This is a genomic window from Brachybacterium massiliense (genome assembly GCF_900184245.1).
In the GTDB taxonomy this organism is placed as follows: domain Bacteria; phylum Actinomycetota; class Actinomycetes; order Actinomycetales; family Dermabacteraceae; genus Brachybacterium; species Brachybacterium massiliense.
Genome location: NZ_FXXB01000006.1, coordinates 46,270 through 65,806, shown reverse-complemented (window position 1 = coordinate 65,806; position 19,537 = coordinate 46,270). Strand labels below are relative to the sequence as shown.

Annotated in this window: 20 protein-coding genes and 1 other annotated feature; of the genes, 13 read left to right on the top strand and 7 right to left on the bottom strand. The window is 68.1% G+C overall.

What is annotated here, in order from left to right:
• Window positions 1-82 precede the first annotated feature (82 nt).
• From BN4251_RS04595 to BN4251_RS04575, 7 genes are all read left to right on the top strand, one after another.
• The gene (locus tag BN4251_RS04595; RefSeq protein ID WP_140398391.1) at window positions 83-661 is read left to right on the top strand and encodes a phage tail family protein; all 579 of its coding nucleotides are present in this window, start codon (window positions 83-85) and stop codon (window positions 659-661) included.
• On the top strand, window positions 652-1,767 hold the full coding sequence (locus BN4251_RS04590; protein ID WP_087483968.1) for a hypothetical protein: 1,116 nt from the start codon (window positions 652-654) through the stop codon (window positions 1,765-1,767). The genes BN4251_RS04595 and BN4251_RS04590 overlap by 10 nt, the downstream gene beginning before the upstream one ends.
• Window positions 1,764-2,540 carry a hypothetical protein gene (locus tag BN4251_RS17945; protein ID WP_140398390.1) on the top strand — a complete coding sequence of 259 codons (777 nt, stop codon included), beginning with the start codon at window positions 1,764-1,766 and terminating at the stop codon, window positions 2,538-2,540. The genes BN4251_RS04590 and BN4251_RS17945 overlap by 4 nt, the downstream gene beginning before the upstream one ends.
• Complete coding sequence (locus BN4251_RS04585) at window positions 2,537-2,803, top strand: hypothetical protein (RefSeq protein WP_140398389.1); 267 nt, start codon at window positions 2,537-2,539, stop codon at window positions 2,801-2,803. The genes BN4251_RS17945 and BN4251_RS04585 overlap by 4 nt, the downstream gene beginning before the upstream one ends.
• A 68-nt stretch (window positions 2,804-2,871) precedes the next feature.
• Window positions 2,872-3,039: a hypothetical protein gene (locus BN4251_RS18210; protein WP_170931833.1), complete on the top strand. Its 168-nt coding sequence runs from the start codon at window positions 2,872-2,874 to the stop codon at window positions 3,037-3,039.
• Window positions 3,029-3,397: a hypothetical protein gene (locus BN4251_RS04580; protein WP_087483966.1), complete on the top strand. Its 369-nt coding sequence runs from the start codon at window positions 3,029-3,031 to the stop codon at window positions 3,395-3,397. Before BN4251_RS18210 ends, BN4251_RS04580 begins: the two co-directional genes overlap by 11 nt.
• A 197-nt stretch (window positions 3,398-3,594) precedes the next feature.
• On the top strand, window positions 3,595-4,545 hold the full coding sequence (locus tag BN4251_RS04575; RefSeq protein WP_170931832.1) for a glycosyl hydrolase family 28-related protein: 951 nt from the start codon (window positions 3,595-3,597) through the stop codon (window positions 4,543-4,545).
• A gap of 22 nt (window positions 4,546-4,567) precedes the next feature.
• On the opposite strand, the gene BN4251_RS04570 is transcribed toward BN4251_RS04575, so the two are convergent.
• From BN4251_RS04570 to BN4251_RS04560, 3 genes are all read right to left on the bottom strand, one after another.
• Window positions 4,568-5,854, bottom strand: a complete 1,287-nt coding sequence (locus BN4251_RS04570) for an ISL3 family transposase (RefSeq protein WP_087483965.1) — start codon at window positions 5,852-5,854, stop codon at window positions 4,568-4,570.
• A 154-nt stretch (window positions 5,855-6,008) separates the two neighbouring features.
• Window positions 6,009-6,191, bottom strand: coding sequence for a hypothetical protein (locus BN4251_RS04565; protein WP_087483964.1), 183 nt, complete (start codon window positions 6,189-6,191; stop codon window positions 6,009-6,011).
• A gap of 52 nt (window positions 6,192-6,243) precedes the next feature.
• Window positions 6,244-6,648, bottom strand: a complete 405-nt coding sequence (locus BN4251_RS04560) for a hypothetical protein (RefSeq protein ID WP_140398387.1) — start codon at window positions 6,646-6,648, stop codon at window positions 6,244-6,246.
• Window positions 6,649-6,767: 119 nt separating this feature from the next.
• On the opposite strand from BN4251_RS04560, the gene BN4251_RS04550 reads away from it, so the two are divergent.
• Window positions 6,768-7,990 (top strand): IS3 family transposase gene (locus BN4251_RS04550; RefSeq protein WP_140398386.1). Its coding sequence is split into 2 segments (ribosomal slippage): window positions 6,768-7,047 and window positions 7,047-7,990, totalling 1,224 coding nucleotides; the frame shifts between segments, so codons are not numbered across the junction.
• Window positions 7,037-7,139: a sequence feature (AL1L pseudoknot), on the top strand. (Overlaps the previous gene by 103 nt.)
• A 261-nt stretch (window positions 7,991-8,251) precedes the next feature.
• On the opposite strand, the gene BN4251_RS04545 is transcribed toward BN4251_RS04550, so the two are convergent.
• Window positions 8,252-8,716 carry a VOC family protein gene (locus BN4251_RS04545; RefSeq protein WP_087483960.1) on the bottom strand — a complete coding sequence of 155 codons (465 nt, stop codon included), beginning with the start codon at window positions 8,714-8,716 and terminating at the stop codon, window positions 8,252-8,254.
• Between the two features lie 233 nt (window positions 8,717-8,949).
• Here BN4251_RS04545 and BN4251_RS04540 point away from each other — a divergent pair, with 233 nt between their 5' ends.
• The 5 genes from BN4251_RS04540 to BN4251_RS04520 are packed head-to-tail and all read left to right on the top strand — an operon-like array spanning window position 8,950 to window position 15,358.
• A complete protein-coding gene (locus BN4251_RS04540) occupies window positions 8,950-10,605 on the top strand; it encodes an ABC transporter substrate-binding protein (RefSeq protein WP_245810200.1) in 1,656 nt (551 codons plus the stop codon).
• Window position 10,606: 1 nt separating this feature from the next.
• Window positions 10,607-11,557, top strand: coding sequence for an ABC transporter permease (locus BN4251_RS04535; RefSeq protein ID WP_087483959.1), 951 nt, complete (start codon window positions 10,607-10,609; stop codon window positions 11,555-11,557).
• Complete coding sequence (locus tag BN4251_RS18445) at window positions 11,554-12,444, top strand: ABC transporter permease (protein ID WP_087483958.1); 891 nt, start codon at window positions 11,554-11,556, stop codon at window positions 12,442-12,444. The genes BN4251_RS04535 and BN4251_RS18445 overlap by 4 nt, the downstream gene beginning before the upstream one ends.
• Entirely contained in the window at window positions 12,441-14,099 is a 1,659-nt protein-coding gene (locus tag BN4251_RS04525; protein WP_212647583.1) for a dipeptide ABC transporter ATP-binding protein, read from the top strand. Before BN4251_RS18445 ends, BN4251_RS04525 begins: the two co-directional genes overlap by 4 nt.
• A complete protein-coding gene (locus BN4251_RS04520) occupies window positions 14,096-15,358 on the top strand; it encodes an acyl-CoA dehydrogenase family protein (protein ID WP_087483956.1) in 1,263 nt (420 codons plus the stop codon). The genes BN4251_RS04525 and BN4251_RS04520 overlap by 4 nt, the downstream gene beginning before the upstream one ends.
• Window positions 15,359-15,400: 42 nt before the next feature.
• Here BN4251_RS04520 and dld read toward each other — a convergent pair whose 3' ends face one another.
• The 3 genes from dld to BN4251_RS04505 all read right to left on the bottom strand — a co-directional run bounded on the left by dld (window position 15,401) and on the right by BN4251_RS04505 (window position 19,446).
• Window positions 15,401-17,110 carry a D-lactate dehydrogenase gene (dld, locus tag BN4251_RS04515; RefSeq protein WP_087483955.1) on the bottom strand — a complete coding sequence of 570 codons (1,710 nt, stop codon included), beginning with the start codon at window positions 17,108-17,110 and terminating at the stop codon, window positions 15,401-15,403.
• Between the two features lie 41 nt (window positions 17,111-17,151).
• On the bottom strand, window positions 17,152-18,273 hold the full coding sequence (locus BN4251_RS04510) for a LacI family DNA-binding transcriptional regulator (protein WP_245810199.1): 1,122 nt from the start codon (window positions 18,271-18,273) through the stop codon (window positions 17,152-17,154).
• Between the two features lie 75 nt (window positions 18,274-18,348).
• On the bottom strand, window positions 18,349-19,446 hold the full coding sequence (locus BN4251_RS04505) for a substrate-binding domain-containing protein (RefSeq protein WP_053917797.1): 1,098 nt from the start codon (window positions 19,444-19,446) through the stop codon (window positions 18,349-18,351).
• Between the last annotated feature and the right edge of the window lie 91 nt (window positions 19,447-19,537).

Genomic DNA, 19,537 nt, shown 5'->3' with positions numbered 1-19,537 from the left:
CGGGGCAGTCTCGGGCGGGCCAATCCGTCACGAGTGGGCTGACGGGGGTGTCCATTCGGATGTGTTCCTCCACGGTCGAGTCGTGACCCTGCGGGGCAAGATCCTGACCGAGACGGGCGATCAGCAGTTGGAGATGTTCGACGAAGTCGCGTCGATTTTCTCGACGTCGCGGACGGTGGATCTGGTGATCGAGGAGCCTGAGCGGGGGCTTGCGCGGATGTTGAAGGTTGCCCCGGTGTCGCTGCCGGATCCGCAGCCGCTTTCCGATGTGATGGCGGACGTTTCGATCACGGTCGAGTCCGCGGGATACCCACTCCTGGACGTGAATCCGCAGTCCGCGGTGATCACTCCCGCAGGGGTCCGCTTGTCGAACGCCGGGACGGCGAACGCTGACTGCACGGTCCGTTTGCGCGGGCCGCTGATGAACGCGGGGATCACCTGGGACAAGAAGGTGTGGCGGTTCAGTGGCGAGATCCCCGCGGGTGTCGTGGTCGTCGCGGACATGGGGCGTCGGAACGTGAAGAACGAATCGACCGGGGTGCAGTGGCGTCGCCGCGCCAGCGGTGACTGGCTCTCGATTCCGCCTGAGGGAATGCACGTCTCTCGCGTGGGATCGGGGGCGGGGTCTGTGACCGTGGATTGGAGGTCTTCATGGTCCTGAGGCCGACGTTCTATCAGGCCGAGTTGTTCTCGGGGAACCTGCTGGATACGCCGCTGCCGCTCGAGCAGGTGAGTCTGTCGTCATCCCTGGCCCCCGGACGTTTCTCGGCGGTACTGGATTGCCGGAAGCTCGGCGTGTCTGTGACCGAGGCCCGGAAGATCGTCGGGTTCATGAAGCGGTCGCAGACGACGCTGGTGCCCGTGATCGAGACGCCGCCGGATGAGGACGGGCTGCCCACGTCAACGCCGCTGGGCGAGTGGCTGATCGAGGACGTGACGGACGATATACCGACTCCCTTCGTGCGGCTCTCGGGGATCGAGTTCTCGGGCTATGCGAAACGGCGTGCCTTGGCCCGTGACTGGGGTGGCCCGGAAGTGGACCCGCTCGCTGCGGCGGGGCAGATGTGGCAGACCCTCGCGACCACGGATCAGGTGATCGAGATCGTGGCTGGGTCGTGGCGTTCTCCGGCTCGTGTGGTGCTGGATATGCGGCGGCACACGATGACGTATTGGGACGCGATGGAGGAGCTGTCAGCGACGGAGGAGGCGCCGTTTGAGTGGTGTTTCCGGCCCCGCCTGTATTTCGACTGGTATGCCCCGCATCGTGTGGGTCGGTTCATGGACTTCGGCCAGCCGGTCCTGTCGATACCGCGCCCGGATGTCACGCTCGAAGTGGCGGCTACGGGGTCTCAGGCGTCACTTATCTCGTCCACCCGGACGTGGGCAGAGTCAGGGTCGGTGTCTCATGTGTGGGGGTTCGGCGCAGGGTCCGGTGACGAGCAGATCCGTGCGAACTCCGTGATGTGGAGATCCGGGCTTGAACCCGCACGGGACTCGATCGTGACGGTTCCTACAGCGCTCACGCCGACGCAGTTGAAGCGGTACACGAACGCGGCTGTGGATCGTCTACGGCCCGAGAAGCAGGTGTTCCAGGCACGGATGCTGTCGGAGGTGCACACTCCCCAGATTGGGGAGGTGTACGAGTGGCGGAATGACGAGTGCTGGACGCGCGACGAGGCCGAGGGGCAAGTGCGCTGCGTGGGGTGGTCGTGGTCGTCAGGCCAGGCCCTTGACGCGTACACCCTGGATCTAGTGGAGGTGGCGTGATGTTCCCACAGTCGGTGTCGAGCAATCTCCGCGATCTGAACTCTCGCACCGGTCGCGTCGGAGTTGCGCCGCTGGGTCCGGTATCGGTGAAGCCCGGTGACGGGTCTTTGCACTTCACCGATGACGAGGGACAGACCGTGTTCGGTACTGACGATCGTGGCGCGCGGGTCCACCACCGCGGCGAGACGCGGCTGCTGAACCCGCTGCTCGAATCGCAGGCGGATACGGCTGACGGGTTGGAGTCTCGTGTCTCGGGCGCCGAGGATGAGCTGGGTGCTCATGACACGCGTATCACGGCGGCGCAGTCCACTGCTGATGGTGCGGTGACGGCTGCAGCGGGCGCCTTCACCCGCGCAGAGGACGCGTTCGGACGGGCGGGACGCGCCCTTGCTGATGCCGCGACCGCGCAGTCCACCGCCGATGGTGCAACGACTGCCGCGGCAGGTGCGTTCACTCGAGCGGAGGACGCGTTCGGGCGGGCTGGCCGAGCGCTTGCTGATGCCGCGACGGCGCAGTCCCGTGCTGACTCTGCGTGGACTCGCGCGGGGACGGGGATCAGTAACGCGTCGACCGCGCAGCAGCGAGCCGATGCCGCGTATTCCCGCGCCGGGACTGCGGAGAGCGAAGCAGCGGCAGCGAATGCTCGGGCCACGAAGGTCATCAACTGCATCAACGGGATCATTCCTGCCGGAGCGAATCTGTCGAGCGGAGGATTCTCCACGATGGCGACGGCGAGCGAATGGCAACAGCTGAAGGACTGCATCAACTCATGAGCAACGTGACCTCTGACCCGTCCTGGCTCCGGCCACCACCTCCGCCTGATGCTGTGCCGCGCGAGAACATCCGCGTGATTCTTGCGGCGCTCGGCCTGCCTGTCGATGATGTGCGCGACCTGTCCATCGGCCCATCATCCGTGACGTTCAGTGTCGTGGTCCGGGACGAGTCGGGCGCGGTCTCGATGCAGGACGGACTCGCCTCGTACCGGACGTACGCGGCTGTGATTGTTGAGCCGGACGGGTCTTCGCTTGACACGTGACTGCCCCCTTTTTCTTCAACCCCTACCGTTCGGTGTCGGGGTTTCTACGCACGCCCGAGGAGGGCCATATGACTAGCACTATCGTGCCGCCGGTGGATCTCGCTCCCGGAATGCCGTCCCGCGTCGTGACAATCTCGGCCACCGATGTGACTGAGGGCGGGCAGTCGATGGCGGGCGGCGTGCTGCTCACCACCGACACCACCATCACCATGCAGGAGGCCCCGAATGTCGCTTGACTTCTCGCCGAGCGTCCCGTCACGGGTCGTGGAAATCTTCGCGCTGGAGTTCGCGGAGGACGCCCCCAAATCGGGGACCGTCACGTTCTCCCTGGACTGCGACCTGCGCCACCCCGCGTCCGGCACCATCCTCGCTGCGGGATCGCGGACCGTGCACCTCGTGGACGGGAAAGGCCAGTTGCGGATCTTCACTGACACGGCGGGGCTGACCAGCGACCACATGACCCGTCAGGGTGACCCCTGGGGCATCACGGTGAAGAAGTCGTGGCAGTCCCACCCCTACCAAATCCGTGTCCCTGCGGGTACGGGGCCGATCAGCCTCGCGGAAATCCCCGCGTTCGATTGGAGGACCCAGTGACGATACCGACCCCTGCCGCGATGGTGCAGCACCGGGTGACCTGGCCCGTGGGCTGGGTCGGCGGTGCAGCAACCGCTCTCGCGGGAGCGCGCGGGCACGTTGAGTTCGAGGCGTCTACTCCCGCGATCCCCTACTCCACCGCCACCGTCCTGCCCCGCACAGTCACGACCCCGGTTGTGGACGGAGAAATGGTCCCCGTGCACCTGGTCGAGAACGACCCCGAGGTGTGGAACTGGAAGGTCACGCCGCGGCTCGGGGTGGCCTGGCCCGCGTTCCACATCGACGTGACTGGCCCTACGAATGTCGCGTCGGCGGCGGTCACCCCTGGGAAGGGGCCGGTCCGTGTCGTGAAGGGCGACGAAGGCCCTCCGGGGCCACCCGGCGACGAAGGCCCGGAAGGCCCCTACGGCGGCACTTCGGTGACGGACCCGCAGGTCGCCTCTTACCTCGCGTCCGACACCGCGACCCGAGCCGCCGTCAAGGCATACGTCAGCGAGCTGCTGCCCCGATTCGACGTGCGGGATTATGGCGCGGTCGGGGACGGCGTCACCGATGACACGGACGCGATCAACGCCGCACTGGCGGCGGCCCAGTCCGGCGAGGGTGGGATCGTGGTCCTTCCCGACGCCCGCACCTGGGCGGTCCACGGCGGTCTCCGCGTTGATGGCATCAACTCCCAGCGCGTCATCATCGACGGCCAGGACTCCCTAATCCTCACCCACAACTCCTCGTCTACGGAGCCGGTCCTGTGGATCGGAAACTCTGGCGCGACGTCGGGGACGAACAACGCGCGGCGCGTCTCGATCCGCGACTTGCGGATTCAGGCGAACGCGAACTGGAACTCGTCGGTCACCCAGGCCCGGCCAGGGCTGGTCTTCGAGGTCGTGCAGGACGCGTTTGTGCACAACGTCTGGATCAGTGGCTATGACGGTGGCGGGATCGTCGCCTACGACCTCTACGACTCGGTGTTCCTGAACGTCCAGATCCTGAAATCGTCGTCCTCCACGGACCACGCCCTGCAGCTGCGCGGCAAGTTCGACCAGTCGAACGCCAACCACTTCTTCGGCATGCACATCGAGGGCGTGGCACTGGCTATCGGGATCTTCGACGAGTCCCGGCACAACCAGGCTCTTCGCGGTTCGTGGTGAATGACCCTGCTGTAGCGGGTATTCACGCTACGGTTCTCGCGGCGCTGGCTAACAGGATACGGGTCCGGTAGTTCTCCGCGTTACGGAAGCCGCGGCCGGTGCGTTTGATGTTCTTGATGCCGGTGTTCGCTGCCTCGACTCGGGCGGTGGTCGCGCCGGTGACGATGAGGACCTCGATCGCGTCCCACCAGGTCACGACGGTGTCGTAGAGCTTGGTCGCCTCGGGCATGTTCGCGAGCTGGGCGAAGTAGCCCATCCGCATCCGTTCGTCCCAGGCCTGGGCGAGGGTGTCGGTGGCCAGCAAGCGGCGGAGCTGCTCCTTGATGCCCCAGGCGGCCGAGAGCTCGTCGGTGGGGTCATCGGTGCGGAACACCGACTCCAACCGCTCCCAGGCCCGTGGAGTGAGGGTGTCAGCGCCGCGTAGCAGCAGCATCCGGTGGGCCCAGGCCGGGTCGTCCTTGCGGCCGCGACGACCGCGATGGGTGCGGGCTAGGCGTTGACGGACGGTGGTGACCATGTCGTTTCCGAGCTTGACGAGGTGGAACTTGTCGACCGAGACCGCAACGCGGGGCAGGTAGGTCCGCAGTGCTTTGCGGAACGCGGCCGAGGGATCGATGGCGACGATCTCGATCCGCTCCCGCCAGAGCTCGGAGCGCTGGGCGAGCCAGTCGCCGACGGCGGTGGAGTCCCGGCCGTCGACGATACCGAGGACCTGCCCGGTGGAGAGGTCGACCAGGGTCGTCATCCAGGGCTCGAACCGTCTCCAGGCACCGTCGTCGGTGCGGAACCAGCGCACCGACCGGTAGCGGTGCTCATCGATGCCCAGGCGCGTCACTGACACGTCCTCGGCGGTGGGCAGGACCACGGCGGCAGCCGCCAGCGCGGCCTGGACCAGCCACCACGAGACGCCATGGGCCCGGGCGACTTCCGAGGCTGCCCGGCCAGAGGTGATCACCGCGGAGACGACCTGATCCCGCAGCCGGGTCGTCGAGCGCGCGCGGTGCGGGACCTGGTCGGTCGCTTCCCAGAACGTGCGCCGGGCGCAGGCCGACTCGAGGCAGAACCAGCGCCGCTTGGCCCACACCACCGCCATCGCCCCGGCCACGGGCACGTCTCGCACCTTCTGGGATCGGCGGGAGTGGACCTTGGTCGCGAGCACCCCGCACGACGGACAGCCCGGCGGCTCGATGGATTCGATCACCACCCGCCGGCCTCCATCGGGCAGGTCGATCGCGTCGATGACGCGGTAGTCGGGCAGGTTGAAGATCGTGCTCGCAGCATCTCGCTGCGAACCCGTATTCTCATGCACAGGCTCGTGGTCCTCTGGGATGTGGCTGTCTAGACAACACCCATCACAGCAGGACCACGGGTCGTTCTACGCCAGCGACGCGACGCTCTCCTTCACCACGAGCCGCGAAGAGCCAGCATGGGACTGCCGCACATATAGGAGACACGCCCTAGCTCTACAGAGCCTCTCCGCAGCTACTGCAGGTGGTCTCGCCGTCCTCGTAGATCATGCCGCAGCAATACTTCGCGCCACCGTCATCTTCATCGTCTCCCCATTCGCAGCCCAGCTCTGTGTGGACCTCAAGGCCTTGCGGGTAGCCGAAGTCGATGTCGCAGTTGGCGCAAACGTACGATGCCATGAGGCGCTTCCTTCTTTATAGCCGGTGGCTGACTACGCCGTGCATCTTCGGGTCAGTGGTTCTCCGTCGAGGCGGACGGAAAGTCGGAGATCGTGGTCAGGAAGGCGACGGACACGATGTGTGGGTTGTCGTCATCACCCACGAGCTCGATCAGGACCGCGTCGTCAATGCACTCGAGCACCTTGTACTCAGCGCCGAGCTTGAACTCGAGCCCCTGGTCGTCCGTACCGTCGGTCCGCACGGTGAAGACCCTGTCTTCCAGCTCGCAAGGGGCATTGCGCTTCTTGATTGCGCTCTTCAGCGCCCCGATGCCACGTTTGCCGCCAGCCTCTGCCATGCGCAGCACCCCGTAGCCGGTGGTGCCGACCACGGCCAGGCCGACCACCGCAGCCCTCTTAGGGCCACCCAGCGCCTTGATGAGCCGGACTGCATCCTGATAGCCACCGAGATTACTCACCGGCACTCCTTCTCTGAGTGAAACTTCGCTGAGTCTATAGGCCGGCACGCGGGAGACTGGAGCGTAGGCCATGAAGCGCCCTGGGTTTCGTTCCGAGTCTCAGCAAGGAGAATCGGAGTATGCCCAAGAAGTTCAGTCCAGAGCTGCGTGACCGCGCCGTGCGCATGGTTCACGACCGTCAAGCCCTCGAGGGAGGTCCCAGAGCGCAGTCGATCCGTGCCGTCGCACCACAGCTCGGTGTCGGGGAGGAGACCCTGCGGATCTGGTGCAACCGCTACGGCCCCACCGAGCCGACCGGCCCGGGCGAGCCGCTCGAGGAGGAGAACCGGCGTCTTCGACGGGAACTCGCCGAGGCACGGCGCGCGAATGAGATCCTGAAGGCCGCCTCAGCGTTTTTCGCAGCGGAACTCGACCGCCCCACGACGAAATGATCGCGTTCATCGACATGCATCGCGAACAGTTCGGGGTCGAGGCCATCTGCCGCATCCTCGGTGCGACAGAATGTGGGTTCATCACCTCCCGCGGATACCGTGCCGCAAAGAGCAGGCCAGCCTGCGCTCGTAGCATTCGGGACGAGATGCTCGTGGAGGAGGTGAAACGAATTCACAAGGAGAACTACAGCGTCTACGGGGTCCGAAAGATGTGGCACGCGATACGGCATGCGGGATGGGACGTCGGTCGCGACCAGGTGGCACGACTGATGAGGATCGCGGGACTCCAAGGCGTCCGGCGAGGCCGTAAGCCCGTCACCACCTGCCCTGGAGCCGGACCGGATGAGCGCCCCGACCTTGTGGAACGGAAGTTTGCCGCGGACCGTCCGCGGCAGCTCTGGGTCGCTGACATCACCTACGTCCGGATCCTCGCCGGATTCTGCTACGTCGCATTCATCACCGATGTCTTCAGTCGGAGAATTGTCGGCTGGGCGGTCGCACCCACACTCCACACGCAGTCTCTACCTTTGCTCGCACTGGAGCACGCACTTCTTTCCACTGGCGCAAGCAGGAATGATAGCGGATTGGTTCACCACTCCGACAGGGGCAGTCAGTATGTCTCACTGGCCTATTCGGACGCTCTCATCGCAGCGGGGGTGAAAGCATCAGTCGGCACCGTTGGCGATAGCTACGATAACGCCCTGGCCGAGACCGTGAACGGCCTCTACAAGACGGAACTTATCTACTCGAAGCGGATCTGGGAGTCGGTCAGCGAAGTCGAGTTGGCGACGATGGGCTGGGTCCACTGGTGGAACACGACCCGGCTCCACGAGGCGCTCGACTACCGCACTCCAGCGGCAGTCGAAGCGGCCTACACTCACACCACGACGACCGCGCCCGCGACCGTCTAACCACGGAACGAAACCCAGGGCGCTTCACCAACTAGATCAGGCAGGTTCGCGGTCCGACCTACCTAGATGTTGCGGGTCATGACGTTGTAGTCACGGATCGGGGATGAAGGAACGGGTCCCTGATCGGCACGATGGGTGGCGCTGAAGCCGTCCCTCCGCTGGCAGCAGCCCGCCTTGCAGTGCAGATCGTGATGGAGGGCCAGGTGGGAGATACGAGCGTTGCCTGGCATAGCGCAGCCGTCGGGCCCCGCGACCCATCTTTCAATGCGGGCGCTGATCGTCGGTCGTGAACCCTTCCCTCCCCTCGCGCTCCTCGAGCGTCTCGAGCTCCTGGAAGAACGTCACCTGCCACCCCGCCGGCCCCTGGATCCGGGCGTTGATCGTGCGGAACGGGGTGCGGGTGGGAGGTGCGAGCAGCTCGGCGCCGTGCTCGCCGGCAGCGGCGATGGCCTGCTCGGTGTCCTGGACCTCGAGGGCGATGCGGAGCGTCGGCCCGTCCGTGCTCGGCGCGTTCTCGACCTCGTCGATGGCCCGGGCGTGCGCGGGGCTCGCGAGCTCGAGCGTCGCGGTCCCGGCGTGCAGGATCGCCACCCGGTCCTCCCCCTCGGTGGCGAAGGCGGCCTGCTCGGGCATGCCGAGCACGTCACGGTAGAACCGCAGCGCCTCGTCGACGTCGTCGGTCTCGATGATCAGGCGCAGCTGGCGGGGAGCGTTCGTCATCGTCATGACGCCCAACCTATGCCCGGCGAGCGCCCGCCCGCGTGAACCCCCGCGACCACCCATGCTCTCGCATGACCCCGCCCGTCATCCGCGCTCATACGTCATCACGCGGGATCGCACTCGGTCACGTTCCTCGCCCGGCCCTGCCGGCCGTCTCTAACGTTCCGGGCAACCCGGCCGCTCTCCCCGAGCGATGCCGCAGCCACGTCGAGAGACCGGAACCACCCCGAGGAGACCCCGTGCGCCGTCGACCCGTCCTGATCGCGCTCGCCGCAGCCGGTGCCGGCACCGTGCTGGGCGGATGCGGCACCGCCGCCCCCGGTGCGGACCTCCCTCCCGGCACCAGGGACGGCGGGCACCTGGTGTTCGCGACCGACCGCGAACCCACCTGCCTGGACCCCCACAACTCCGGGGACATGCCGCAGACGTACATCGCCCGCCAGTACCTCGACTCGCTGGTGTCGATGAAGGTCGACGGCTCCGTGGTGCCGTGGCTGGCCGAGTCGTGGGAGATCTCCGAGGACGGCCTCCTCTACGACTTCACCCTCAAGCCCGGAGTGTTCTTCACCGACGGGGATCCGCTGACCGCCGAGGCGGTGGTCGCGAACTTCACCCACATCATGGATCCGAAGACCCAGTCCTCCACCGCGCTGCTGTACCTCTCCCCCTACTTCGTCTCCGCGACGGCGCTGTCGGAGCTGGTGGTGCGGGTGGAGCTGAAACGGCCCTACTCGCCGCTGCTGCAGGTGCTGGCACAGGCGTTCTTCGGCATCGAATCCCCGCGCTCGATGGCGCGCGGGCTGAGCGAGAACTGCGAGGGGCCGGTGGGCACCGGACCGTTCATCATCACCGAATGGAAGCGCAACCAGGAGGTGGTGATGGTGCGCAACGAGAACTACAACTCCGCCCCGGCCGACGCCCTCCACCAGGGCCCCGCCTATGTCGAGTCGCTGACCTGGCGGTTCCTCAAGGACAACACCGCCCGGTTCGGTGCGCTGCAGTCCGGGAAGGTGCATGCGATCTTCAACCTGCCACCGGAGTCCGTACCCGCCGCCACCGCTGACGACAAGATCACCACCGACGACTTCATCCACTCCTGCATCCCCTTCGCCTTCGACCTCAACACCACCCATCCCGCTCTCGCCGATATTCGGGTGCGCCGCGCGCTGGTGCATGCGGCCGACGCCGAAGGGATCGTCCGCAGCGCCTACGCGGGAGTGTTCCCCTACGAGGGCAATGCGATCTCCACCGGCACCCCCTTCTACGACCCCGCCTACTCCCTCCCCTACCCCTACGACGAGCAGACCGCGAACGCGCTGCTCGATGACGCGGGCTGGACCGGACGGGACGAGGAGGGCTACCGCACCAAGGACGGCCAGCGCCTCTCCCTGCGCCTGCCCTACAACTCCGATCCCGGTGAGACCCCGCCCGCTGATCAGACGATCCTGCAGAACTTCCAGGCGATGCAGAAGCGGGTGGGGGTGGAGATCCAGCTGCTGCCCAAGGACTCCGCCTCCCTCACCGCGATCCGCCGCGACCCGCTCGCCTTCGACATCCGGGCCGGGTACTGGAACAGCCCCACCGCCGGGGTCATGTACATCAAGTTCTCGCAGGAGACGTACGAGCTGGACAACGGCCAGAACGTCTCCTACGCCTTCGACGCGGAGCTCGACGAGATCCTGCTCGACGCCGCCGCGACCACCGACCCGGACCTGCAGCAGCGCCTGTACTCCCAGGCGCAGGACCTGCTGACCGCGCAGGCCTGGCACATCCCGCTCTACCCGATCCAGACCCGCCTCGCGATCCGCAGCGACCTGGTCTCGGACATCTGGATCGAACCCAGCGAGGGCGAGCCCGTCCTCCACGACGCCTACCTGAACCGAGAGGGGCTCTGACATGAACGTCGTGCTGATCCGCAGGATCCTCACCACGATCGCCTCCGCCGCGCTGCTGCTGTGGGCGGTGGCGACGATCGTGTTCTTCCTCCAGCACCTTGTGCCCGGCGATCCGGCCATGGCGATCCTGGGCGGCGCCTCCGCGAACCCTCCCGAGGAGACGCTGCAGGCCATCCGGGACCAGTACGGCTTCGAGGACCCGCTCCTGGTCCAGTACGGCGCGTTCCTGACGGGCCTGGTCCAGCTGGATCTCGGCGAGTCGTACACGATGAAGCAGCCCGTCACCGCGATCGTCTCCGAGCAGATCCTTCCCACCCTGCAGCTGACCGGGGCCGCTCTGGCGATCGCCTGGGCGCTCGCGATCACGCTGACCCTCCTCACTGCCGGCCGACGCGGCTGGCTGGGCCGGCTCGGCGCCGGCATCGAAGTGGTGTTCGCGGCGCTGCCCCACTTCTGGCTCGGGGTGGTGCTGCTGGTGGTGTTCGCGGTGGTGCTGCAGTGGCTGCCGGTGGTGGACGACGGGCCGCTCGGCCTGGTGCTGCCCGCCCTCACCCTCGGGATACCGCTGGGAGGGTTCCTCGCCCAGGTCACCCGGGACGAGTTCGATGTGGCGCTGCGCCAGCCGTTCGTGCTCTCCGCCCTCTCCCGCGGCGCTCGTACCGCCGATGTGCGCTTCCGGCAGGTGCTGCGCCACGCGGCCCTGCCCGGCATCGCCCTGTCCGGCTGGGGGCTCGGCTCCCTGATCTCCGGGGCGGTCGTGGTCGAGGTGATCTTCTCCCGGCAGGGGATCGGGCAGGTGCTCGTCGCCGCCGTCAACGCCCAGGATCTCCCCCTCGTCATCGGCGTGACCTTCGTGGTCGCCCTCGTCTACGTGATCGCGAACATCCTCAGCGACGCGGCCTCCGTGCTCGTCGACCCCCGCCTGCGCCACACGATCGGAGCCACCTCATGACCACCCTCGCTCCCCCGCTGCCCGAGGTCGAGAAGCCCGCGGCCCCACCTCTGCGCACCGCCCGATCCTCCCGCTCCCCGCTGCGGCATCTCGGGGTGGCGCTGCCCGGCGCAGTCGTCGGCGCGGTCGTGCTGGCCGCGCTGGCCCCGGGGCTGCTCGCACCGCAGGACCCGCTGGAGATCAGCCTCTCGGAGAGCTTCGCCCCGCCGAGTGCCGAGCATCTCTTCGGCACCGACCAGTCCGGCCGCGACGTGTTCAGCCGCGTGATCCACGGGGCGCGCCAGTCACTGCTGATCGGTCTCGGTGCGACCGCGATCGGTCTGCTCGGCGCGATGGTGCTGGGCCTCGCCGGTGGGCTCGGCGGGCGACTGGCCGACGGTGCCGTGACCCGGGTGATCGAGATCCTCTACGCCTTCCCCGGCATCCTGCTCGCTCTCATCCTCATCGCCGTGTATGGCAACAGCGCCCTGACCCAGATGGTGGCGGTGGGCCTGGCGACCATGCCCGGCTACGCCCGGATGGTGCGCAGCCAGGTGCTCGTGGTGCGCCGCTCCGCCTATGTCGAAGCGGCCCGCACCCTCGGCCACCCGCCGGCGCGAATCCTGCTGCGCACCCTGCTGCCCAACGCGTTCCGGCCCCTGACTGTCCTGATCACCCTGGGGGTGGGACAGGCGGTCGTGTGGGCGGCGGCGCTGGGGTTCCTCGGCATGGGCGTCCAGCCGCCCACCGCCGAATGGGGCGCGATGCTCAACGCCGGGCGCCACTACATCCAGCAGGCCTGGTGGATGGACTTCTTCCCCGGCGTCACCATCGTCCTGTTCACCCTGTCGCTGACCGTGCTCGGTCGGCGCCTCCAGCAGTCCACCGATGCAGGAGCACTGCGATGACCACACTGATCACCGTCCGGGATCTCTCTGTCGCCTTCGACGGCAAGGAGGTGGTGCGCGATGTGTCCTTCTCGCTGCGCGCCGGGGAGTGCCTCGGCATCGTCGGCGAATCCGGTTCCGGCAAATCCGTGACCGCCCGCAGCCTGCTCGGCCTGAACGGGCACGGCGCCCAGGTCACCGCGACCACCCTGGACGTGGGGGTCGACGTGCTCGAGGCGACCCCCGAGCAGCTCCGCCACCTGCGCGGCAGCCGCATCGGCTATGTGCTGCAGGACGCCCTGGTCTCCCTGGATCCGCTGCGCACGGTGGGCACCGAGATCGCCGAGCCGTTGCGCGCGCACCGGGTGCCCGCCGCGCAGCGCCCCGCCCGCGTCCAGGAGCTGCTGACCTCGGTCTCCGTCCCGGAGCCGGAGCTGCGCGCCCGGCAGCTGCCCAGCGAGCTCTCCGGCGGGCTGCGCCAGCGGGCGCTGATCGCCGCCGGGCTGGCATTGGATCCCCAGGTGCTGATCGCCGACGAACCCACCACCGCACTGGATGTGACGGTGCAGGCCCAGGTGCTCGAGCTGCTCGAGCAGAACCTCTCCGCAGGCCGCGCGATCATCCTGATCAGCCACGACCTCTCCGTCGTCGAACGGCTCGCCGACCACGTGCTGGTGATGCACCGGGGCCGCGTCGTCGAGGAGGGGCCCACCGCGCAGGTGCTCACCTCCCCGCAGGACCCGTACACGCGCCGACTGCTCGCGGCGATCCCCTCGGCCTCCTCCCGGGGCGACCGACTCTCCGACCTGCCGCCCGCCACGATCACCGCAGTGCCCCGCGAACGCGCCCCGGAGGCGGGCCCGGTGCTCGAGGCGATCGGGCTGGGCAAGAGCTACCGCGGGCCCGACGGGCGCACCCGCCCCGTGGTCCAGGACGTGTCCTTCACCCTCGATGCCGGAGAGACCCTCGGGATCGTCGGCGAGTCCGGATCGGGGAAGTCGACCACCGCCTGGATGGCGCTGGGCCTGACCCCACCGAGCACCGGGCAGGTGCTGCTGGACGGCGAGGCATGGACCGGCATCCCCGAGCGGAAGCGGCGCTCCCGACGGCACCGTATCGCCGTCGTGCAGCAGGATCCGCTCTCCTCCTTCGATCCGCGCTGGACCGTCGGCCGCACCATCGCCGATTCCCTGAGCGTCGGGCAGGGCCGGCGGGGTGGAGCGCGAGGCTCCGCCGGATCCAGCGGCCGCGAGAGGGACCGCTCAGCACGGGTCGCGGAGCTGCTGGAGGCAGTGGGGCTCGACCCCGCGTTCGCCGCCCGGCATCCGCTGACCATGTCCGGCGGGCAGCGCCAGCGTGCCGCGATCGCCCGTGCCATCGCCACCGATCCCGAGGTGCTGGTGCTGGACGAGCCGGTCTCCGCCCTCGATGTGTCCGTGCAGGCGCAGGTGCTGGACCTGCTCGGCGACCTGCAGTCAGCGCTCGGCACCGCCTATCTGTTCATCTCCCACGACCTCGGCGTGATCCACCACGTCAGCGACCGGGTGCTGGTGATGCAGGGCGGGCAGGTGGTCGAGCACGGCACCGCCGACCAGGTCCTGCACGCCCCGCAGCACCCTTACACCCGCCAGCTCGTCTCCACCCTCCCCCGCCGCGACCTCCAGGAAGCCTCATGACCACCACCCAGAACTCCCCCGCCACCGATCCGGCACTGCGCGAGTACGACGCACTGCGCGAGCGGTTCGCCCCTGTCCTCGACGAGATCGCTGCCGGCTCCGCCGAGCGGGACCGTGCCCGGATCCTGCCCTTCGCGCAGGTGCGAGCACTGGCCGATTCGGGCTTCACCGCCGTCACCGTGCCCACAGAGCACGGAGGCGGCGGCGCGGGGATCGAGACGTTCTTCCGGCTGCTGATCGATCTGGGCGAGGCCGATTCGAATCTGCCGCAGCTGCTGCGCGCCCACTTCGCCTTCGTCAACGGGCTGCTGCTCGGCGAGGAGGGAGAGGACACAGACGGAGAAGACGCTGCGAGAGAAGACGCTGCGCACTGGTTCCGTCTGGTCGCCGACGGTGCCGTGTTCGGCAATGCCAGCCACGAACGCACCAGCGCGACAGTCGGCGACCTGGTCACCACGGTCACCGCCGACGAGGACGGCTACCGCCTCTCCGGCGAGAAGCACTACTCGACCGGGTCGCTGTTCGCGGACTGGATCAACGTCTCGGCCCGCACCGGATCCGGCGGCCGTGCCCGTGTAACAGTGCGGGCGGACTCCCCCGGCGTCACGCTGCGCGATGACTGGGATGGTTTCGGTCAGACCCTCACCGGCAGCGGCTCCTCGCTGTTCGAGGATGTCGCGGTGCCGGCCAGCCATGTGCGCGAGCGTCTCGAGGGCGGGGACGGAGCGCCGACGCCGCAGACCGCGTTCCTGCAGCTGGTGCTGCTGTCCTCCCTGGTGGGGGTGGGGCGTGCGGCAGTGCGGGACGCGGTCGAGTTCGTGCGCACCCGCACCCGGGTCTACTCCCAGGGCAGCGGCGCGACTGCCGCGGAAGATCCGCTGGTCCAGCAGGTGGTGGGCCGGATCTCTGCGCGAGCGGCGACGGCGGAGGCGACGGTGCTGGCCGCGGCCCAGCTCCTCGCGACAGCGCAGTCGGCGACCGACGAAGAGCGTGCTCACCTGATCGACGCGGCGGAGCTGCGCACCATCCAGGCCCAGCTCACCGCGGTGCCCGACGTGCTCGCGGTGACCGCGGAGATGTTCGAGGTGGGTGGGGCGTCCGCGACCTCGACCGCACGGGCACTGGACCGCCACTGGCGCAACGCCCGCACCCTGGCCTCCCACAACCCGGTGATCTATCAGGAGCGCGCCATCGGCGACCGACTGCTGAACGGGACGGGGCTGGTCTACTTCTGGTCCACGGGCGAGAAGAAGAACTGACCCTCATGCGCACCTGCGGGACGCATCCGCATCAGGCCCCACTCACGCCCACCCCTTCCTCGCCGACGTCTTCCCCACCCCTGCGTTGAACATGTTCAGCGGATCCAGCTGTTTGAAGTGCTCGACCATCGGGCCTGGGGCAGGGTAGATACGGCCATAGTTGTGCTCGGCGGGGACTGCGGCGCCACGGTCCTCGAGCAGCGTCGTCATCTGCTGCTTCAGCGCGACGGGGTCCACGCCTTTCTTGGCAACGTGGTCCTGGTGGAGGACGTGGCAGAAGAAGTGGCCGAAGTAGACACTCTCGAGCAGCTGGTCGGCGATCTCCGTCGGGAGCACCTCCAGCCAGTCCTCGTCATCGCGGCGCAGCGCCACGTCGAAGGTGATCATCTCCGAAGCCTCCGCGCGGTGCATCGTGTAGTAGCGGCTGGCGGCGCTGGCCACGCCGAAGCGGATCAGGGTGGCGCTCTTGGCCTCGTTAGCGTCGCATTCGAAGAACTCGCCCTGGTGCGCGGGCTGGGCGAAGAACTCGGTGAGCAGGCGCTGGGTGGTCTCGCGCTGACTGCCGCTGACCACGAGCAGCAGGTGGTGGGCGAAGCGGTCGCGGAAGTCGAGGAGGCGGGGCGGGAACTTCTCGGGGATCGCGGCGAAGAGCTTCTGGGAGATCGCATCGGCCGTCGCGGGGCCGAAGCCGGGCAGCTTCGCGAACACGCCGTTGGCCCAGGATTTCAGGGCGAACATCTTCACCAGGGTGCTGGAGCCGGCGTGCTTGAGGGAGACGTAGGTGTCCTTGCCGTACTCGATCGCGAGGTCGAAGGCGTGGGAGCTCATGTACTCCCCCGAGATCGGCAGCGGGGAATCCGCTGCGAGGAACGCGCGACGCAGGGCCTCGAGGTCCGCAGGATCATCGGTGCCGATGTAGAAGGTCGCCTTGTCCGCCTCGAGTGGGAAGGTGCGGGTGCGCACCGCGAACACCATGATCTTGCCGGCAGAGCCGGAAGCCTCGTGGAGGAACTTCGGGTTCGCGTTGTAGCGGGCCGGGGTGTCCGCGAGCTCGCGCAGGTGCTCGGCGTAGTCGGTGCCGGTTCCGTCGGCCGGGGGCGGGGTGACGCCGGCCGGGTCCCAGTCGCCGCGCTGGAGGCGGTCGAGGATGTGGGTGGGGTCGGTGCCGAGGTCGATGCCGAGGTGGTTGACGAGGTGGATCTGCCGGTTCTCGTCCACGCGCGCGAAGATCGCCTGCTCGGTATAGGCGGGGCCCTTGCGGATCTGGGAGCCGCCGGAGTTGTTCGCGATGCCGCCCACCACGCTCGCGCCGATCGAGGTGGAGCCGATCACCGAGTGCGGCTCGCGGCCGTGCGGGGCGAGGGTGTCCTCGAGGGTGAAGAGGGTGGCGCCGGCCAGGCAGACCGCCTCGCGGGCATCGTTGATCAGGTGGATCTGGTCGATCCGCGTGGTGGAGATGATGACGATGTCGCGGTCGTAGTCCTGGTTGCCGGGCACCGAGCCGCCGGTCAGGCCGGTGTTCGCGGCCTGGGTGATGACGATCAGGTCATTGTCCACGCACACCTGCAGGGCCCGCCACATGTCCACCAGGGAGCCGGGGCGCAGCACGGCGAGCACATCACCGGCGCCGAAGCGGTCACCGGTGGTGTACGGGGCGGTCGCGCGCGGCGTGGTGAGGACGTGCCGCGAGCCCATGATCTGGGTGAAGGCGTCGACGGCCTCCGCTGATCGGCGGTTCTGGGATGCGTGCATGGGGGAAGCTCCTCTGCCTCGGGTCAGCATCCCGATGCTACTCACGACCGGTGCGTGCTCGCTTCGCGGACCGGACCCGCACGGCCCCGGGAGCCGGGTGCGCCGCCGGAGCCGTCGCTGCCCGGGCCTGCGCCCGATCCCGCCCCCGCTCGAGCCCCGCATCCGCAGGATCGTCGCCGTATCAGGCGGGTCTTCACGGTCAGCTGCTCCACGGGCAGCGAGCGGTCGTCAAGACGTGCGAACAGCCGCTCCGTAGCGAGCTCACCGAGTCGAGCCGGGTCCTGTCTCACGACGGTCACCGCAGGATCCAGCAGATCCGCGTGCCCGAAGTCGTCGAAGCCGATCAGCGCGATCTCGTGCTGTCGGCCGCGGCGCTGGAGCGCCCGCACCACACCGACGGCGATCGTGTTGCGCGCTGCGAACACCGCAGTGGGAGGATCATCCGCGTCCAACAGGGTATCCAGGATGCGGGCTGTGTCCTCAGCGGTGGATATCCCGTCGACCACCCGCAGAGAGTCCGCGGGCAGACCGGCGGCGGACCAGGCGGCGCGCGCGCCCGCGATCCGCTGCGCGGACGTCACCAGGGACGCCAGATGCGCCAGGACCGCGACCCGCCGGTGGCCGTGCTCGATCAGGTGCGTGAGTGCATCACGGGCTCCGCTCTCGTTGTCGACCATGAGCGTGTCGATGCAGATGCCCTTGGGCGGGCGGTCCACGGCGATCACCGGAGTGCCGAGGTCCAGCTCGTGCTGCAGGTAGGCGAGATCTCCGCTCGAGGGCATGAGCACGAGCCCGTCGACCCTCCGTGCCAGGAGGGTGAGGGCACGCTGATGCTCACGATCAGCGTCCTCATCGGTACTCGACGAGAACACGCTGACACGGCGCTCCTGGGCGGCGTCCTCCACGGCGCGGTGCAGCTTCGCATCGAACTCGTTGTCGACGCTCGCGACGAGGAGCCCGATGCTGTCGGTGCGCCCCGCGGCACGGCGAAGGTTTCCTGCGGTCATATCGCGCCGGTAGTTCAGCTCGGACGCGGCTCTGCGGACCTTCGCCGCCGTCTGTTCGGAGACCCCGGCTTCTTCGTTGATCACCCGGGAGACGGTCTTGAACCCCACCCCCGCGCGTGCCGCGACATCCTTCATGGTGGCGCGCTTCTTCGACATCTGGTCTCTTCCGATCCACAGCGACGGACGGTGGCCCCGGGGCGAGGAGCCCCGGGGCCACCAGTGTGTCCTCTCTCAGCCTTCGAGGAGCGCGAGGCGGTCGGGATCGTCTGCGAAGACCTCCTCCGCGTTCGCCTCGGTCACGACGATCGGATCCAGAGCATAGATCGGCACGTCGATCACGCCGTTGTTCTCCGACTCCTCGGTCGCCGGCGCCTCCTCACCCTTCTGGAAAGCGGTGATGATCTCGACGGTCTTGGCCACGAGGTCCTTCGTCGGCTTGTGCACAGTGGAGTACTGCTCACCGGCCCAGATCGACTTGATCGACTCCGTCTCGGCGTCGAGGCCGTCGACCACGGGGATGTCCTGCCCGGCGCCCTTGCAGGAGGTGATGATCGCGCGGGCGATGCCGTCATTCGGGGAGAGCACGCCATCGAGGGGCTTGTCCGAGTAGTTCGCGGCGAGCAGCGAGTCCATGCGGGACTGCGCCTTTCCGTTGTCCCAGTCCTGGGTCGCGACCTGCTGGAAGTCCGTCTGCCCGGAGACGACCACGAGGGTGCCGTCGTCGATCTTCGGCTGGAGGACCGACATCGCGCCCTCGAAGAAGTTCGGTGCATTCGGATCAGCAGGACCGCCGCCGAACAGCTCGATGTTGTACGGACCTTCGCCCTTGCGCTCGGCGAGACCATCGAGGAGGGACTGGCCCTGCAGCTCACCGGTGCGGATGCTGCCGAACTGCACCACACCGTCGACGGCATCGGTGTTCTCGATCAGCCGGTCATAGCCGATGATCCGCACGCCCGCGTCCTTGGCCGCCTTCAGCGCGCTGCCCAGCTGGGTGCCGTCGATGGGGCCCACCACGATCGCCTTCGCGCCCTGCTGGACCATCGCCTCGATCTGCTGCTGCTGCTGCGGCACCTTGTTGTCCGCCGCCTGGATCAGCGGGGTGAAGCCGGCGCTCTTGAGCTGCTCCTCGAACATGGCCTGGGCCTCGGCCCAGTTCTGCGTCCCCAGCCACGGCAGGGACACACCGATGGTGGCGTCGGCCTCGAAGCCGCTGCCGGCTTCTTCACCGCCGGCCGTCTCGCCACCGCTGCGGCCCTCGCCGCAGGCTGCCAGGAGCAGTGCACCGGCTGCGGCTGCGCTGCCGAGTGTGAAAGTCCTTCTCTTCATGATTTCTCCTCAGGTGATGTGGGAGCCCGCCATCGGGCTCCCGGGTTAGGTCAGTGGGTCAGGTGGGTTCAGTGGCCAGTGCTGCTGGCAG

Coding starts and splice junctions, on each gene's coding strand:
- BN4251_RS04590 (WP_087483968.1), top strand. CDS start 652: ATGGTCCTGAGGCCGACGTTCTATCAGGCCGAGTTGTTCTCGGGGAAC.
- BN4251_RS04585 (WP_140398389.1), top strand. CDS start 2,537: ATGAGCAACGTGACCTCTGACCCGTCCTGGCTCCGGCCACCACCTCCG.
- BN4251_RS18210 (WP_170931833.1), top strand. CDS start 2,872: ATGACTAGCACTATCGTGCCGCCGGTGGATCTCGCTCCCGGAATGCCG.
- BN4251_RS04580 (WP_087483966.1), top strand. CDS start 3,029: ATGTCGCTTGACTTCTCGCCGAGCGTCCCGTCACGGGTCGTGGAAATC.
- BN4251_RS04565 (WP_087483964.1), bottom strand. CDS start 6,191: ATGGCATCGTACGTTTGCGCCAACTGCGACATCGACTTCGGCTACCCG.
- BN4251_RS04545 (WP_087483960.1), bottom strand. CDS start 8,716: ATGACGATGACGAACGCTCCCCGCCAGCTGCGCCTGATCATCGAGACC.
- BN4251_RS04535 (WP_087483959.1), top strand. CDS start 10,607: ATGAACGTCGTGCTGATCCGCAGGATCCTCACCACGATCGCCTCCGCC.
- BN4251_RS18445 (WP_087483958.1), top strand. CDS start 11,554: ATGACCACCCTCGCTCCCCCGCTGCCCGAGGTCGAGAAGCCCGCGGCC.
- BN4251_RS04525 (WP_212647583.1), top strand. CDS start 12,441: ATGACCACACTGATCACCGTCCGGGATCTCTCTGTCGCCTTCGACGGC.
- BN4251_RS04520 (WP_087483956.1), top strand. CDS start 14,096: ATGACCACCACCCAGAACTCCCCCGCCACCGATCCGGCACTGCGCGAG.
- dld (WP_087483955.1), bottom strand. CDS start 17,110: ATGCACGCATCCCAGAACCGCCGATCAGCGGAGGCCGTCGACGCCTTC.
- BN4251_RS04510 (WP_245810199.1), bottom strand. CDS start 18,273: ATGTCGAAGAAGCGCGCCACCATGAAGGATGTCGCGGCACGCGCGGGG.
- BN4251_RS04505 (WP_053917797.1), bottom strand. CDS start 19,446: ATGAAGAGAAGGACTTTCACACTCGGCAGCGCAGCCGCAGCCGGTGCA.